Annotated in this window: 15 protein-coding genes; 5 read left to right on the plus strand and 10 right to left on the minus strand. The window is 70.6% G+C overall.

Annotated features, from left to right (window positions below; translation table 11 throughout):
* Positions 1-36 precede the first annotated feature (36 nt).
* From ABN273_RS11390 to ABN273_RS11410, 5 genes are all read right to left on the minus strand, one after another.
* On the minus strand, positions 37-897 hold the full coding sequence (locus tag ABN273_RS11390; protein WP_349448675.1) for a class I SAM-dependent methyltransferase: 861 nt from the start codon (positions 895-897) through the stop codon (positions 37-39).
* Positions 898-1,098: 201 nt separating this feature from the next.
* Positions 1,099-2,877: a PA14 domain-containing protein gene (locus ABN273_RS11395; RefSeq protein WP_349448676.1), complete on the minus strand. Its 1,779-nt coding sequence runs from the start codon at positions 2,875-2,877 to the stop codon at positions 1,099-1,101.
* A 133-nt stretch (positions 2,878-3,010) separates the two neighbouring features.
* The gene (locus tag ABN273_RS11400; protein WP_349448677.1) at positions 3,011-3,559 is read right to left on the minus strand and encodes a hypothetical protein; all 549 of its coding nucleotides are present in this window, start codon (positions 3,557-3,559) and stop codon (positions 3,011-3,013) included.
* Positions 3,560-3,845: 286 nt separating this feature from the next.
* Complete coding sequence (locus tag ABN273_RS11405; RefSeq protein ID WP_349448678.1) at positions 3,846-4,628, minus strand: hypothetical protein; 783 nt, start codon at positions 4,626-4,628, stop codon at positions 3,846-3,848.
* Complete coding sequence (locus tag ABN273_RS11410; RefSeq protein ID WP_349448679.1) at positions 4,625-5,338, minus strand: ABC transporter ATP-binding protein; 714 nt, start codon at positions 5,336-5,338, stop codon at positions 4,625-4,627. The genes ABN273_RS11405 and ABN273_RS11410 overlap by 4 nt, the downstream gene beginning before the upstream one ends.
* Positions 5,339-5,497: 159 nt before the next feature.
* On the opposite strand from ABN273_RS11410, the gene ABN273_RS11415 reads away from it, so the two are divergent.
* From ABN273_RS11415 to ABN273_RS11430, 4 genes are read left to right on the plus strand one after another with little or no spacing between them, the layout of a single operon-like run.
* Positions 5,498-6,631, plus strand: a complete 1,134-nt coding sequence (locus ABN273_RS11415) for a sensor histidine kinase (RefSeq protein ID WP_349448680.1) — start codon at positions 5,498-5,500, stop codon at positions 6,629-6,631.
* 4 nt (positions 6,632-6,635) lie between these two features.
* Positions 6,636-7,283, plus strand: a complete 648-nt coding sequence (locus ABN273_RS11420; RefSeq protein ID WP_349448681.1) for a response regulator — start codon at positions 6,636-6,638, stop codon at positions 7,281-7,283.
* A gap of 20 nt (positions 7,284-7,303) precedes the next feature.
* The gene (locus ABN273_RS11425) at positions 7,304-7,984 is read left to right on the plus strand and encodes an alanyl-tRNA editing protein (RefSeq protein WP_349448682.1); all 681 of its coding nucleotides are present in this window, start codon (positions 7,304-7,306) and stop codon (positions 7,982-7,984) included.
* Complete coding sequence (locus ABN273_RS11430) at positions 7,981-8,574, plus strand: helix-turn-helix domain-containing protein (RefSeq protein WP_349448683.1); 594 nt, start codon at positions 7,981-7,983, stop codon at positions 8,572-8,574. The genes ABN273_RS11425 and ABN273_RS11430 overlap by 4 nt, the downstream gene beginning before the upstream one ends.
* Before the next feature lie 61 nt (positions 8,575-8,635).
* Here ABN273_RS11430 and ABN273_RS11435 read toward each other — a convergent pair whose 3' ends face one another.
* From ABN273_RS11435 to ABN273_RS11450, 4 genes are all read right to left on the minus strand, one after another.
* A complete protein-coding gene (locus ABN273_RS11435) occupies positions 8,636-9,313 on the minus strand; it encodes a carboxymuconolactone decarboxylase family protein (protein WP_349448684.1) in 678 nt (225 codons plus the stop codon).
* Between the two features lie 13 nt (positions 9,314-9,326).
* Positions 9,327-10,145: an SDR family oxidoreductase gene (locus ABN273_RS11440; RefSeq protein ID WP_349448685.1), complete on the minus strand. Its 819-nt coding sequence runs from the start codon at positions 10,143-10,145 to the stop codon at positions 9,327-9,329.
* A 16-nt stretch (positions 10,146-10,161) separates the two neighbouring features.
* Complete coding sequence (locus ABN273_RS11445; protein ID WP_349448686.1) at positions 10,162-10,308, minus strand: hypothetical protein; 147 nt, start codon at positions 10,306-10,308, stop codon at positions 10,162-10,164.
* 257 nt (positions 10,309-10,565) lie between these two features.
* Complete coding sequence (locus ABN273_RS11450) at positions 10,566-11,165, minus strand: TetR/AcrR family transcriptional regulator (RefSeq protein WP_349449001.1); 600 nt, start codon at positions 11,163-11,165, stop codon at positions 10,566-10,568.
* An 83-nt stretch (positions 11,166-11,248) separates the two neighbouring features.
* Here ABN273_RS11450 and ABN273_RS11455 point away from each other — a divergent pair, with 83 nt between their 5' ends.
* Positions 11,249-12,226: an SDR family NAD(P)-dependent oxidoreductase gene (locus ABN273_RS11455; RefSeq protein ID WP_349448687.1), complete on the plus strand. Its 978-nt coding sequence runs from the start codon at positions 11,249-11,251 to the stop codon at positions 12,224-12,226.
* Here ABN273_RS11455 and ABN273_RS11460 read toward each other — a convergent pair whose 3' ends face one another.
* The gene (locus ABN273_RS11460; RefSeq protein ID WP_349448688.1) at positions 12,227-14,248 is read right to left on the minus strand and encodes a beta-galactosidase; all 2,022 of its coding nucleotides are present in this window, start codon (positions 14,246-14,248) and stop codon (positions 12,227-12,229) included.
* Positions 14,249-14,262: the final 14 nt, after the last annotated feature.

Below are 14,262 nucleotides of genomic sequence, written 5' to 3' on the forward strand. Positions count from 1 at the left end.
GCGGCTCGCGGCGGCCCCGCCCATGGGGCCGCCGCGTCAGCCGGCGTCCGTGACGGTGGCTCTGGCCAGGCGGCACAGGTCGGCCGGCTGCAGGGTGTCGGAGCGCTCCCACAGCCCCGGATCGACGCAGTCGGCCTGCCGTACGTGCTCGACCGCCTCCAGCCCGTGCTGCTTGAGCAGGGCCGACAGCTCGTCGGGGGCGAAGAAGGACAGCCAGGGCTCGCCGCGCTCGGCGGCGGCGGGCAGGGCGAACTCGGCGTAGGCGCTGCCCCGCTCGTCACGCAGGCCGGGCGGGAGGGCGTACTCCATGATCAGCTCGCTGCCCGGGGCGAAGTGCCCGACGACGGCGAACGTGGCGGCGATCGCCTCCGGCGTGAGGTACATGGCCACGCCGAGCCAGCTCACCAGGGTGCGCTTACCCGGATCGAATCCCGCCGCGCGCAGCCCGTCCATCAGGTCGCCGGACTCGAAGTCCACCGGCGCGAAGGTCAGGCCGTCCGGCCGGGCGAGGCCGGCCGCGTCCGCCAGCTCGCGCTTCCACTGCTGCGTGGCGGGGTGGTCCACCTCGAAGACGCGCGGGCCGGCCGGGTCCGAGCGGTAGGCGAAGGTGTCGAGCCCGGCGCCCAGCACCACGTACTGTTCGAGGCCGTCGCGGGCGAGCTCGGCCAGGCGGCGCTCGGCGTGATGGCTGCGGGCGGCGACCTGGGCGCGCGTGCCGGACAGCACGATGTGGTCGCCGTGCATCCGGTGGTAGCCGAGCAGCTCCTCGGCGCGCTCGCCGAGCAGGGTCGCGGCGACGGTGTCGCGGAAGATGAAAGGCTCGTGGTCGACGATGAGGTGCGCCGCGCGGGCGGCGGCGGCGATGACCGCGGTCTGGCTGGGCTGCGCTTCATGCATGAGCGGCCGTTCCTTTCGTTAATCCGGGAACGCCGATGCTAAACGCAATTTTCAGCTTTATGCAGACATCATAACATAAGAAAATAAATTTCCGATCACGGGCCGATTAATAGGGCAACTCTTCTTTTCAGCGTTTATCCGGTAAAAGGCCCATGCTGCGGCCAGGAAGAACATTCCCGGCCGCAGCGGCCGAGGGGCGGGTCAGCTCGCGAGCAGCTTCTCCGCCGGGATGGTCTGGCGCGTGATCGTGGGGCTGGACCAGTGGAGCTGGGCGATGGCGTCGTAGCCGCTGTCGTAGAACTCCATCTTGATGTCGTGCGCTCCGGCGGTCAGCGCGATCTGGCCGCTGTCGTCGCGCTTGGAGTGGTCGGTCCAGTTGTCCACGACGAGCGTGCCGTCCACCCAGAGCCGGACGCCGTCGTCGCTCGTGGTGATGAACGTGTACGTCTCCGCGCGGTCCGCGATCACCTTGCCGGTCCAGCGCACGCTGAACGTGTCGGCGGACACGGCCGGGTCGGGGGCGTTCGCGCCCCAGTCGAAGTTCACGCCGGGGTCGATCCGGGTGAGCTTGGGCGCGGTCAGGTCGGCGTTGTCGAAGTACGTCGCCGACAGACCCTGCTGGTCGACGACCAGGGTCGTGACCGAGCCCGCAGGAAGCGTGAGCGTGCCCTTGCCGCCGGCGACGGTGACCGTGCCGGCGCGGTGCGGGGTCCACGCGGCGGCGGTGCTCTGCCAGATCGCGGCCGTGCCCGCCGTCAGGCCGGTGAACGTGAGCGCGGTCTCCAGCGGCTCGGTGCCGACGTTGACGAGCACGACGTTCCTGGCCGCGTCGGAGGCGAACACGTGCAGGAGGTCGCTGTCGGCCGTCGCCTGCACCATGGTCGTGCCGAACGGCCTGAACAGGCCCTCGCCGGTGAACATGCCGATGCCGTGATAGATCGGCAGCGGCTCGCTGCGCTGGATGCCGCCCTCGCCGTTCGTGCTGGTCAGGCCGAGCTGCCCGTTCTTGTCTCCGTACTGGTAGGCGGCGGCTCCGGCGTGCAGGATCTGGCCGAGCGCCGCCGCGCCCCACAGGGTGTTGAAGTGGGTCAGCGTGCGCTGGCCGCCCGGGTCGTCGTAGTCGGAGTTGAACTCGCCGATCTGGATGTCGATCTTGCGGCCGAGCACGGACTCGGCGAGGGCGCTCACCTCCTTGAGGTCCGTCTCGTAGCCCCGGACGACGGCGCCCAGGAGGTCCTCGTCGGTGACGGGGTCGGAGCCGTTGCCGTAGTCGTGGTAGTCGAGGAAGTCGACGCGGTCCTTCGAGCCCTCCAGGAACGTCCTGATGTAGGGGAGGTCGTTCCAGGCCGTGGCGGGGCCGCCGACACGTACCGCGGGGTCCTGCGCGTCGAGGGCGTCGGTGATCAGGTTGAACCGCCGGCTGTACTCAGATGCCGACATTTCCGGCTTTTCCGGGGTGCAGGTGCAGTTGAGCTCGTTGCCGAGGATGAACCGCCGCACCGGCGTGCCAGAGGCGGCGAAGTGCCGGTAGAGGGCGACCGCGTCGTCGCGGTTCACCTCGGCGCTCTGGCGGCCGTCCACCTGGAGGATCACGACCGGCTCGGCGCCCAGATCGCGGATGGCCGCGATCCAGGCGTCGCCCGAGACGGTGGTGTCGCATTTGTAGCCGCCGCAGACGATCGGGCCGGCATGGTTGCCCGGCTCCTGGTAGTGCAGCTCGATCCGCATCCGGCCCGGCTTGAGCACGCGCAGGCGCTCACGATGCTTGGCATCGTTCGTGATGTACGAGCCCTCGCCGTACCCGGTGATGCCGATGCCGTAGTCGGCGGCGGACAGCGTGCGGACCGGCCTGGTGAAGTCCACCGCGACGGCGGCGGACGCGGCCGCCTCCGCCGGAACCCCCGCCGGCCAGATCGCCGCGGCGGCGGCCAGGACGCCCGCGAGGGAGGCACGCAGCGCGCGACGCGCTAATCCAGTCATCCTTCTCCTGTCACAAGATCCGTGAGAACCCGTGGATCATGACATATGCGGATGACGGCGAGGTGAAGTCAAGGGCCGTACCGGCACGCGCAAAGGGCGCCCCTGGTCAGGGGCGCCCTTTGCGGAGGGGGGCTCAGTTGGCGGGGAGCTTCACCGACATCTGCTTGGTGACGGGGTTGGCGTCTTTCTCGCCCCAGGCGCCGGTGGAGAAGGCGACCGGGTAGTTCTTCTTGCCGACGCCGCCGCCCCACTTGGTGACGACGTACTCGACCTTGATGTGCCCCTCGCCGCCGACGCCGTCGACGCCGAGGGTGTCGGGGTTGAACGTGCCGCCGGTCAGCTCGGCGAACGTCTTGGCGTCCAGGTCGAGCATGACGCCGCGGTTGGAGGGGTTGCCGGGACCGCGGTCGCCGACGAAGAAGGGCATCTTCTTGCCCTTGTAGATCACGTAGCCCTCGGTCATGAGCGGCCAGCTCGGGCTGGCGACCAAGCCCTTCTGCATGGGCTTTCCGGCGGCGGGCAGGCCGGTGTCGCCGGCGCGGCCGGAGGAGTCGTCCCAGAAGTACGACGCGGTGGTCGAGCCCTTGAGCACGGCCTTCTGGGTGGTGCTGCCGGCGTCGGCGTCAGCGTGCGCCGCGGGCGCACCGACGGCGAGAGCCGTCAGCACGGAGGCGGTGAGCATGGCGAAAGGGCGCAGGCAAGCGGGCATAGGTAAACTAGGTCCTTCGTTCGACGACAGGGGGCAGGCTCGTGGACGCACGTAGCCGGGCATCCAGCCATACAGTCGCTACGTGGAGCGCTGCGGGATCCGCGAAACGGATCCCAGAGCCCGGACGAGTGATACCTTCCGCCTGGGTAAGGTCCAGGTCACTCGCCGGTAACGCTTACTACGTTATGTGCACATAACGGACAAAGGCAAACGAAACCCCATGAATCGGACAAAGATCTACGTTCGCGGGTAAAGCGCCTCAGCCGATGTCCTTCCTGGAGACGCGCAGAACGCCTACGGCCATGGGGATGGCGATCCAGACCAGCGCCGACGTGGCCAGCCTGGCGAGTTCGCCGCCGGTCATGCCGCCGTTCATCAAGGGGTTGGTGGTGCTGTTGAGGTCGAGCCATCCGGCCAGGACCTCCCCCACGTGGCCGAGCCGGCCCACGGCGCTCCACAGGATGGGAGCGGAAAAGTAGATCACGATCGCGGCGGGCGCGTTCAGCAGCAGCACGCCCATCGCCAGCCCTTCGGCGGTCAGGATCACCATCGCGGCGATCCAGCCGAGGACGGTGTGCGGAGCGACCTGCCAGTCGGCGGGCACCCCCTGGGCGGCGGCGACGGCGGCGGTCACCGGGACCGCGACCAGCAGCCCGAGCAGGCAGGCCAGCACGGCCGCGACCAGCGGCGGCAGGCACTTGGCCGCCAGCACGCGCCCGCGCCTGGGTTCGAGCGCGAACGTGGTCAGCGCGGTGCGGTGGCTCCACTCGCCGGTCATGGTGAGGATGGCGAGCACGGGAAGCAGTGTTCCGAACGCGATCGCCGAGGTCCCGGCGAGGGTGAAGAAGTGCGGGCCCGCGACGAGGCCGCGGGCGGCCACGGACCCGAGCCCGAGTGTCACCAGGATCGCGGTGAGGATCTTGCTGCTGCGGGTGTCGAACAGCTTGCGCGTCTCGACCCGTACCAGGGTCATGAAGGAACGACGGCTCGTGTGCCCCTCGGCGGCGGTCGCCGGGTCGGGCCTGGTGGCGGTGTCGGTCATGAGGCGCTCCGGTCGGCGTTCGCGGTCAGTTCGAGGAAGGTCTGTTCGAGGCCGCGGCCCCGGCTCAGCTCGGCGACCGTGCCCTGCGCGAGCACCCGGCCGCGCCCGATCATCACGATGCGGTCCGCCACCTGCTCCACCTCGTGCAGCAGGTGCGAGCTGAGCAGCACCGCGCACCCCGCCCCGGCCAGGTCGCGCAGCAGCCCGCGCATCCACTGGATCCCCTGAGGGTCGAGGCCGTTGGCCGGCTCGTCCAGGATGAGCGCGCGGGGCCGGCCGAGCAGGGCATGGGCGATGCCGAGCCGCTGCCGCATGCCCAGCGAGTAGCCGCCCACGGCCCGGCCGCCCTCCTTGCCGGTCAGTCCCACCAGCTCCAGGACCCCCTCCACACGCGACTTGGGCAGGCCGAGCAGCATCGCGCCCAGGGTGAGGGCCTCCCGTCCGGTGCGGCCCGGGTGCTGCGCCCCCGCGTCCAGCACCGTGCCCACCTCGAACCCCGGACGGTCCAGCTCGGTGTACGGCCGCCCGAGCACGGTCGCCGTGCCGGAGGTCGGGCGGCAGAGCCCGGTCAGGATGCGCAGCGCGGTGGACTTGCCCGCCCCGTTGGGCCCGAGAAACCCGGTGATGGTGCCCGGCCGTACGGTGAAGGACACGTCGTGGAGCGCCTTCACCCCTTTGTACGCCTTGCTGACGTGCTGAAATTCGATCACCGTCCCAGTCCACCGGAAACCCGGCCCCGCCTCATCGGACCTGGGTCGAGCGATGCGCGCGCCGGGGCTATCGTCATCGCCGCCGATGTAGACCTGGGGCGCTACGGAGATCGACCCGGGTCTCTAAGGGGAGGCCGCGATGGTCTCTAGGCTGAGATCGTGTACGACCCACTGCCCCTCGACAGGCTGGGCATCGCGCTGCGCTACCTGGTCGCCGCGGTGCCCCTGCTGATCTCCGCCCTCCCGCTGATCGCGATGGCCTGGCGCCCCGTGAGCCCCAGCGGGGTCCAGGCCATGCTGACCGACGTGGCACTCGGCGTGTTCGCGCTGGTCCTGATGTGGTGGCGGCGCCGGTGGCCCTGGCAGATCGCGCTGGCGACCGCCACGCTGACCGTCTACTCCTTCTCGGCCATCGGCCCCGCCCTGGTCTGCTTCGGCTCCCTGGCCATGCACCGGACGTGGCGCCAGTGCGTGCCGGTCGGGCTCACGTTCTGGCTGTGCATGGTCGGCTCGACCACGTGGTACGGCACCGACCAGATGACCATCGCCTACGGGGTGGCCGGGGTCGGCGTCCTGATCGGGGCCGCGCTCCTGGGCCTCTACCTGCGCGGACGCCGCGATCTGGCCGCCGTGCAGCGGGAGGCGGAGCACGCGGCGCAGCGGCAGCGGATCGAGCAGGCCCAGCTGGGGGAACGGCTCAAGATCGCCCAGGAGATGCACGATGTCCTCGCGCACCGGATCTCCCTGCTGGCGATGCTCGCCGGCGGCCTGGCCTACCGTACGGACCTGACCGCCGAGCAGACCCGCGAGACCGCCCTGGCGATCCAGGAGAACGCCCACCAGTCACTGAACGAGCTGCGAGCCGTCCTCGGCACGCTCCGGCGCGACGGCGGCATGGAGGCGCCGCAGCCGACCCTGGCCCAGCTGGACGCGCTGTTCGAGGAGGTGCGGGCGGCCGGGCAGCAGGTGGAGGTGGACGACGTCATCGACCGGCGCGAACTGCTGCCGACCCAGATCGGACGGCACGCGTACCGGATCGTGCAGGAGGCGCTGACCAACGCGCGCAAGCACGCGCCGGGCAGCCGCGTACGGGCCGAGCTGGGCGGGCGTCCCGGCGAGGGGCTGCGCATCCAGGTGAGCAACCCCGCCCCGTCCGGCGCGCCTGCGGGCCCCGGCGGCCGGCTGGGCCTGGTCGGCCTGGCTGAACGCACCCGGATGGCGGGCGGCACGATCACCCACTCCATCCACAACGGCCGCTTCGTCCTCGACGCCCGGCTGCCGTGGGAGGCTTGAGGTCATGATCAAAGTCGTGATCGTGGACGACGATCCCATGGTGCGCACCGGGCTGCGCCTCATCCTCGGCGGCGAGCCCGACCTGGACCTGGTGGGCGAGGCCGGGGACGGCATGCAGGCCATGACCGTGATCCGCGACCTCAGGCCCAACGTCGTGCTCATGGACCTCCGGATGCCCCAGCAGGACGGGCTGACCACCATCGAGCTGCTGCTGGGCCGCCCGGCGCCGCCCCGGATCCTGGTGCTCACCACGTTCGACGCCGACGACATGGTGCTGCGCGCCCTCCAGCTCGGGGCCGCCGGCTTCCTGCTGAAGGACACGCCGCCGCCGAAGATGATCGAGGCCGTCCGCACCGTGGCCAGGGGCGAGCCGGTGCTGTCGCCGAGCGTGGCGCAGCAGGTGATCGCGGCCGCCACCGGCAGGTACGCGGCGCAGCGGCCGGAGGCGCTGCGGGAGCTGGCCAGGCTCACCGAGCGGGAGCGGGAGGTCGCGATCGAGCTGGCCAGGGGCAGCTCCAACGCGGAGATCGCGACGAGCCTGTCCGTGAGCGTGGCGACCGTGAAGGCCAACGTCACCCGGATCTTCGCCAAGCTGGGGACCGACAACCGGGTACATGTCGCGATGAAGGTACGCGACGCGGGGCTGCTGTGAGCGTTCGATATGATGAACGTATGGTTCAACTTAGCGACCAGGTGGTCATGTACCTCGAGGACACGTACCTCATGGAGCTCACCACGGAGGTGATGGCGGCGGGGCGGCACGACGACGGCGCGGCGTGGGTCGCGGTGCGGCGCAACATCTTCCACCCCCAGGGCGGCGGCCAGCCCGCCGACCGCGGCTGGGCCGGCGAGCGCGAGGCAGCTGCCGTCCGGGATCCCGCGACGGGGCTGGTGGTGGTGCGCGGCGGCTTCGACGACCTGGCGGTGGGCGACGCCGTCCACACCCGGATCGACGCCGAGCTGCGCCTGCTGCACGCGGCCCTGCACACGGCGGGCCACCTCGTCGAGGCGGCCGGGCGCGTCGAGGGATGGACGATGGCCGGCAGCGTGCACTTCCCCGGCCAGGCGCGAATCGAGTTCACGCCGCAGGACGCCCTGGATGACCGGGACAAGGCGGCCGCGCGGCTGACCGAGTACGTGGAGGCGGCGGTGGCCGACGACCTGCCGGTCACCGCGGACCACGACGGTGCGGGGCGGCGCATCGTACGGCTGGGAGAAGCGCACGCCGCGCCCTGCGGCGGCACCCATGTTCGGAGCCTGGCGGACCTGGCACACGTGACGATCGGCTCGGTGAAGGTGAAGAAGGGCCGCGTCCGCGTCTCGTACGACGCCGCGCACAGGCCACGCGCATGACCCCCGACGAGCGGGACTCGAGCACCGCACGGGAGCGGCGGGCCGCGAGCAGCGCCGCCGCCGCGGCCGGGGCTCAGGTGCAGCGGCGACGGCAGCAGCGCGGGATGAGCCAGGCCGAGCTGGCCCGGCGGACCGGCCTGAGCAAGGCCACCCTGTCGCAACTGGAGGCGGGCGCGGGCAACCCGACGATCGACACGCTCGACGCCATCGCGGTCGCGCTCGCCATCCCGCTCACCGACCTCCTGTCGCGGGAGAGCGCCCCCACCGCGTTCCACCTCCAGGCGACCGCCGCGAACGAGGACGGCCCCACCCGTGAGCTGTTGCGCCGCATCAGCGGCGGGCACAGCCTGGAGCTGTGGCGGCTACGGCTGCCCCCGGACACCGCGGTGGACGGCGTCCCCCACGCGCCCGGCACGGTCGAGCACCTCCTGGTCGCGTCGGGCGAGCTCACCGCGGGCCCCGTCACGGACGCCCGCCTTCTCGGCCCCGGTGACCTGCTGGCGTTCGCCGGAGACGCCCCGCACCTCTACCGCACCGGCGACTCCCCCGCCGACGTCACCGTCGTCATCGCCTCACCGGCCATCGGCTGACCGGACGACGCGCTCGTGCGAGCCGGGCGCGTAGGCCGGCCGCCGCCGGTGATGACGGCGTTCATGTTGCGTTCTCCGTGTCAGAGTCTGGCTGAGGGAGCAGGGTCTCCGCGGCTGCCCAAGCTCGGGCGAGCCCGAACTCCGCCCAGCCGCGGATCAGATCGCGAAAGGTCTCCTCGGTGGCCCCGTCCGCCTGCGCCAAGGCGGCGTGCAGGCGCATCGACTGGCCCAGCGTCTGGTAGAAGACGTCCACGGTCAGGCAGGCGATCGCCCGTTCACGGAGGCTGAGGTGCGGACGGGCCCAGCGCTGGGCGAGCTGGTCCTCGGTGAAGGCAGCCAGCCCCGGGTCCACGTCCTCAAGATCGTGTACGGCGCGGGCCAGCGCTCCGGTCAGCGGCACCGGCTTGACCGGGTCGGTGTCCTGTGCCGGGGGCAGTCCGAGTTCGGTCAGGCGCTGGAAGGCTGGGACGAGGATGGGGTAGCCCACGTACGGGGCCAGGTGGCGGTAGAGCTCCCGGATGGATTCGGGGTCGACCCCGTTGGTCAGGGCCATCTGGACGTGCATGGCCAGGGGCAGGTCCAGGTGGGGGTGGCACAGATCGGCGGTCAGGCAGACGAAGGCCTTCTCGCGCATCGTCAGGTGGGTCAGACCCCACAGGTTGTCACCCGCGCCGACGGCGAGCTGGGCGAAGACGGGGTCGAGCGCGATGAGGGCGTCGGCTCCAGCGAGCTGGGTCATGGGTGTGCTCCGTTCAGGACAGTCCGAGCGCGCGCAGGCGCAGGCGGTCGAGGGTGTATTGGGGGACGACGCGGCCGAGTGTGCTCATCAGCCGGGATTTCTTGCCGACCGGGTAGCGGGAGCGGGGCTTGCGGGCGGTCAGGGCGTGCAGGACGGCGCGGGCGACCACATCCGGGTTGGAGCCCGAGCGTTCCTCCTTCAGCCCGGCGGTGGTCATGGTCCGGTAGGCGGTGCCGTACAGCCGCCTGCCTTCGGCGCCGAGGGAGGCCAGCCGGGGTTCGACCTCGTCTTCCAGCTTGTCGACCGCGTCGGTGTGGATGGAGCCGGGTTCGATGAGGACCGCCGCCACGCCGAAAGGCTTGACCTCCATGCGCAGCGCGTCGTTCAGCGAGCGGATGGCGTGCTTGGAGGAGCAGAGCGGGCCACCGAAGGGCAGGGTGATCCAGCTGCCCACCGAGCCGACGGTGACGACCCGGCCTTTCGACGCGCGCAGCTTCGGCAGCATGGCCTGGATGACGGCCACCTGGCCGAACACGTTGACCTCGTACTGCCGGCGCAGCGCGTCCAGCGGGACGAACTCCAGAGGCCCGGTGACGCCGATGCCGGCGTTGTTGACCAGGGCATCGAGGTGACCGATGCGCTCGGCGGCCTCGGCGATCTGGCCGGCGTCCGTGACATCGAGACGGATCGGGATGACGGCCGGGCCCAGGGCCTGGCCGTCGGCCTCCTTGCGAACGCCGGCGTAGACGGTGAAGCCCTCGCGGGCCAGCAGCAGCGCGCTGGCTCGCCCGATTCCGGTGGAAGCGCCGGTCACCAGGACGCTTTTCGACATGAGTGGTCCTTCCGGGTCAGTAGTAGGTGCGCATCAGCTCGGTCGCCCACTCCGGTTGCACCGTCGGGCCTTGCGGGCCGAATTCGGCCATATAGGGCTTGATGTCCAGGCTCCACCACAATGGTCCGCACAGCCTTCCTCCCGTGGTCAGATGGCTGATCACGACCGTACGGCCCGCCGGTTCCGGCCGAATCAGTCATGGTGGCTGAAGTCTCGCGAGGCTCCCACCGGCTGGTTAGGTAAGGAGCTGATCGAGCGGCCCGCTACCTGACCAGCGACTGAGCCTGCTGTTCCGCGGTCTTGAGCAGGCCAGGGAGGTAGCCACCCCTGATGATCGGGAATTCTCCGGCCGGTCCCGAGGCGAGTCGAACAGCTCGACGAGCTCGTGGGGGAAGCCGCCGGTGTACTCCTCGGCCAAAGTCAGGTGACGGATTGCGCCACCAAGGCCATGGCCTGCCGCATGGCGTTCCGTACCTCGTCGGGTCCGTCACCGCGCTGCAGCGCGGTCAGTGCGGATGCGCTGACCGCGCCCACCATCGCGCCGACCAGGGCGGAGGCGGTGATCGTGTCGAGTCTGTCGGGGAATGCCCGCTGCAGCGCCTGGGCCAGTTCGGCCTGCGCGGTGAGGTATCGCTGCAGCAGCCGGGCCTGCAGCGCCGGCACCGAGGCCGTCAGCCGTGCCCGAAGCGCCGCGAGTCCGCTGGGGAGGTCGCTGACCCAGGTGTCGGCGACCATCTGGTCCATCGCCCGCACCAGCACTTCGGGCAGCCGTTCCCCGGGGCGGCGCTCGGCTATCGCCTGCAGCGCCAGGTCGACGCGCACGTCGGCGTTGGCCAGGAGCACGTCCTCCTTGGCCGGGAAATGGAGGAAGAAGGTGCGGGGGGACACCTCCGCGGCGTCGGCGATCTCAGCCACGGTCACGTGGTCGTAGCCCTTGTCCTCGAACAGGCGAACCGCCGCCTCGATCAGTGCCTGCCGGGTGCGCTGCTTCTTATGCTCCCGCAATCCATGTTTCTCCATCACGCAGGGCAGTCTATTTCATCTTCTGAATTGCTGCATACTATGAATCGCTACAGAGACTGCATCCACTGAAGGGTGATCACATGGGAAGTCTGGACGGACGCGTCGTGCTCATCACCGGAGCAGGGCGCGGCATCGGGCGGGAGGAGGCGTTGTTCTTCGCCGCCGAAGGCGCCAAGGTCGTCGTCAACGACCCCGGCGTCGCCATCGACGGCACGGGCGGCGATGCCGGCGTGGCAGCAGACGTCGTCGAGGAGATCACCGCGCGCGGTGGGCAGGCCGTGGCCAGCACCGACAGCGTCGCCGACTGGGACGGCGCCCGCCGCATGGTGGAGACGGCCCTGCAGTCCTTCGGCGACCTGCACGCGGTGGTCAACAACGCGACCATCGAACGGAACATGGGCCTGGCCGACCTGTCGGAGGAGGACTTCGACGACGTCGTGGCCGTCAAGCTCAAGGGCACCTTCGCGGTGACGCACTGGGCGGCCCGCCACTGGCGCGACCAGCACCACGCGGGAGTCCACGCCGACCGCGCCGTCGTCAACACCTCCTCCGGCTCCGGACTGCTCAACCCGCTGCCCGCGCAGGTCTCCTACGCGGCGGGCAATGCCGGGGTCGCGGCGCTGACCACCGTGGCGGCCCTCGAACTCGGCCGGTACGGCGCGCGGGTCAACTGCATCTCGCCCTCGATGGCCCGTACCCGCCTCACTCTCGCCGTTCCCGGCATGAGTCAGGAACCGCCGGCGGGCCGGTTCGACCCGCTGGACCCGGCCGCCTGTGCGCCTGTCGCCGCCTACCTGGCCGGCGCGGCCTGTCCGCTCACCGGCCAGGTGCTGTCGGTGCGGGGCGGGACGGTCGCGGTCAACCACGGCTGGTCCCTCGGCGACCACATCCACAAAGACGGGCTGTGGAGCGTGGCGGAACTGGCCGAGAAGGTGAAGGAGTTGCCGATGGACGACCCGTTCGACAAGCTCGCCCAAGCCCTGACCGGCGCGCTCGGCACCGTCGGACGCACCCGGCTCCAGGAGATGATCAACGCCCTGCTGGACCAGGGGGGGTAGCTAGGCGCGGGCGCGCTGGATCACCGCGGCTCCAAGGGGCGCCAGATTGACCGAGCCCGACACGGTCTCGCCCGTGAGCAGGTCGGTCCCCTCCCCTTCGAGGGGCACGGACGTGCTCTCCTCCCCGCTGTGGTTGAGCAGGAACACGTACTCGTGCTCCGCGTCCCCCCGCACGGCGCACTCCACGTGGGCGGGCACCCCCGGGAAGGGCGAGCGGACGCCCGCCGCCTCCACGGCCGCGACCAGCTCGGCGTCGAAGGCCGCCTGCTCAAGCAGCGTGGCGAAGTACACGACCCGCCCCGCGCCGAAGCGGTTCTCCACCACGGCCGCCCGTCCGGCCAGCAGGCCGTCCCCGTACGTGGCCAGGGCCGTGCCGGTCTCCAGGTGGAGGTCGTCGCGCCACCAGGTCGAGGTCGCCCGCCGCCCGTCCGCGAACTCCACGGAGAAGACCTCGTGCGGCCTGGCCGGCCAGTACTCGTCGATCTTGGCCCCGATGAGCTGCCGGAACGCCCCCGGGTAGCCGTCGGGGCGCACCCGGTTGCAGTCGTCGACCACGCCGGAGAAGAACGACATGATCACCGTCCCGCCGTCGCGGGCGAACTCGGTGATCCGCCGCACGCCCTCGTCGTCGATCAGGTACGCGTTCGGCACCACCAGCACCTTGTACCCCGCCAGCGAGGACCCGGAGGACACCACGTCCACCGGGAAGTGCTGCGACCACAGCGGCGTGTAGTGCCGCATGACCGTGTCGGGATAGCTGAAGTCCTGGCGCGGCAGCCCCGCGGTCTCCTCCAGCCCCCACCAGCCGTCCCAGTCGAAGAGGACCGCGATCTCGGCACGCGAGGTCGTCCCGGCCACGGGGGCGAGCTGCTTCAGCTCCCGCCCCAGGTCCACGACCTCCCTGAACGTGCGCGAGTCCGGACCGGAGTGCGGCAGCATCGCCGAGTGGAAGCGCTCCTGCCCCCCGCGGCCGGCCCGCCACTGGAAGAACATCACCGAGTCCGCCGCCCGCGACACCGCCTGGAGCGAGCCGAGCCGCATCCGCCCGGGCTCCTTGACGATGTTGAGCGGCCACTGGCTGACCGCGCTGGCCGCCTGCTCCATCAGCAGCCACGGCTGCCCGCCCTTGAGCGAGCGGAACAGGTCGTACTGGAAGGCCGCCGAGACGTGCGAGTCGGCGTCGGCGGGGTTGGGGTAGATGTCGAGCGCGACCGCGTCCTCCTCGGGCGCCCACTTCCAGTAGTCGGCGTGCTTGAAGAAGCGCATGAAGTTGGTCAGCACCGGGAGGTCGTCGCGGAAGGAGCGGACGATGTCGCGTTCGGCGATGTAGCACTCGAGGAGGGCGTCGGAGGTGAACCGCTTGAAGTCCAGCCTGCGGGCCGGGTTCATCCAGTTGCGCGGGATGTGCGGCACCTCGATCTGGTCCCAGTCGGTGTAGCGCTGGCTCCAGAAGCGGGTGTACCACGCCTCGTTCAGGGTCTCCAGGTCGCCGTAGCGGCGCTGCAGCCAGCGCCGGAAGTTGACCGAGGCGGCCTCGTTGTACGCCGTGGGCCCGTACTCGTTGGAAATGTGCCACATCGCCAGCGCCGGGTGGAACGAGTAGCGCTCGGCGAGCTTGGTGGTGATGCCGGCGGCGTACTCACGGTAGATCGGCGACGACGGGTCGTAGTGCAGCCGGTTGCCGAAGCCGAAACGCTCGCCGTCGGCCATGATCGGGAACACCTCGGGATGCAGCTGCGTGAGCCAGACGGGCGGCGCCGCGGTGGGGGTGGCAAGGTTGACGCTGATGCCGTTCTCGTGGAGGAGATCCATGATCTCGTCCATCCAGCCGAACTCGTACTTGCCCGGCTCCGGCTCCAGCGACGCCCACGCGAACACGCCGAGGGAGACGACGTTGACGCCGGCCTCGCGCATGAGCCGGACGTCCTCCCGCCAAACGGCGGGGTCCCATTGTTCCGGGTTGTAGTCGCCGCCGAAGGCGAAGCCCCCGAGGCGGTTCCTGAAAGCGTCCAAGCGAGACATGTCATAGCTCCTGT

It is taken from the genome of Nonomuraea sp. B19D2 (assembly GCF_040137845.1).
Lineage (GTDB): Bacteria > Actinomycetota > Actinomycetes > Streptosporangiales > Streptosporangiaceae > Nonomuraea.

Bases quoted from the DNA above. Each gene is read 5' to 3' on its own strand.
- ABN273_RS11390 (WP_349448675.1), bottom strand. From the start codon at position 897: ATGCATGAAGCGCAGCCCAGCCAGACCGCGGTCATCGCCGCCGCCGCC.
- ABN273_RS11395 (WP_349448676.1), bottom strand. From the start codon at position 2,877: ATGACTGGATTAGCGCGTCGCGCGCTGCGTGCCTCCCTCGCGGGCGTC.
- ABN273_RS11400 (WP_349448677.1), bottom strand. From the start codon at position 3,559: ATGCTCACCGCCTCCGTGCTGACGGCTCTCGCCGTCGGTGCGCCCGCG.
- ABN273_RS11405 (WP_349448678.1), bottom strand. From the start codon at position 4,628: ATGACCGACACCGCCACCAGGCCCGACCCGGCGACCGCCGCCGAGGGG.
- ABN273_RS11420 (WP_349448681.1), top strand. From the start codon at position 6,636: ATGATCAAAGTCGTGATCGTGGACGACGATCCCATGGTGCGCACCGGG.
- ABN273_RS11425 (WP_349448682.1), top strand. From the start codon at position 7,304: ATGGTTCAACTTAGCGACCAGGTGGTCATGTACCTCGAGGACACGTAC.
- ABN273_RS11430 (WP_349448683.1), top strand. From the start codon at position 7,981: ATGACCCCCGACGAGCGGGACTCGAGCACCGCACGGGAGCGGCGGGCC.
- ABN273_RS11435 (WP_349448684.1), bottom strand. From the start codon at position 9,313: ATGACCCAGCTCGCTGGAGCCGACGCCCTCATCGCGCTCGACCCCGTC.
- ABN273_RS11440 (WP_349448685.1), bottom strand. From the start codon at position 10,145: ATGTCGAAAAGCGTCCTGGTGACCGGCGCTTCCACCGGAATCGGGCGA.
- ABN273_RS11450 (WP_349449001.1), bottom strand. From the start codon at position 11,165: ATGGAGAAACATGGATTGCGGGAGCATAAGAAGCAGCGCACCCGGCAG.
- ABN273_RS11455 (WP_349448687.1), top strand. From the start codon at position 11,249: ATGGGAAGTCTGGACGGACGCGTCGTGCTCATCACCGGAGCAGGGCGC.
- ABN273_RS11460 (WP_349448688.1), bottom strand. From the start codon at position 14,248: ATGTCTCGCTTGGACGCTTTCAGGAACCGCCTCGGGGGCTTCGCCTTC.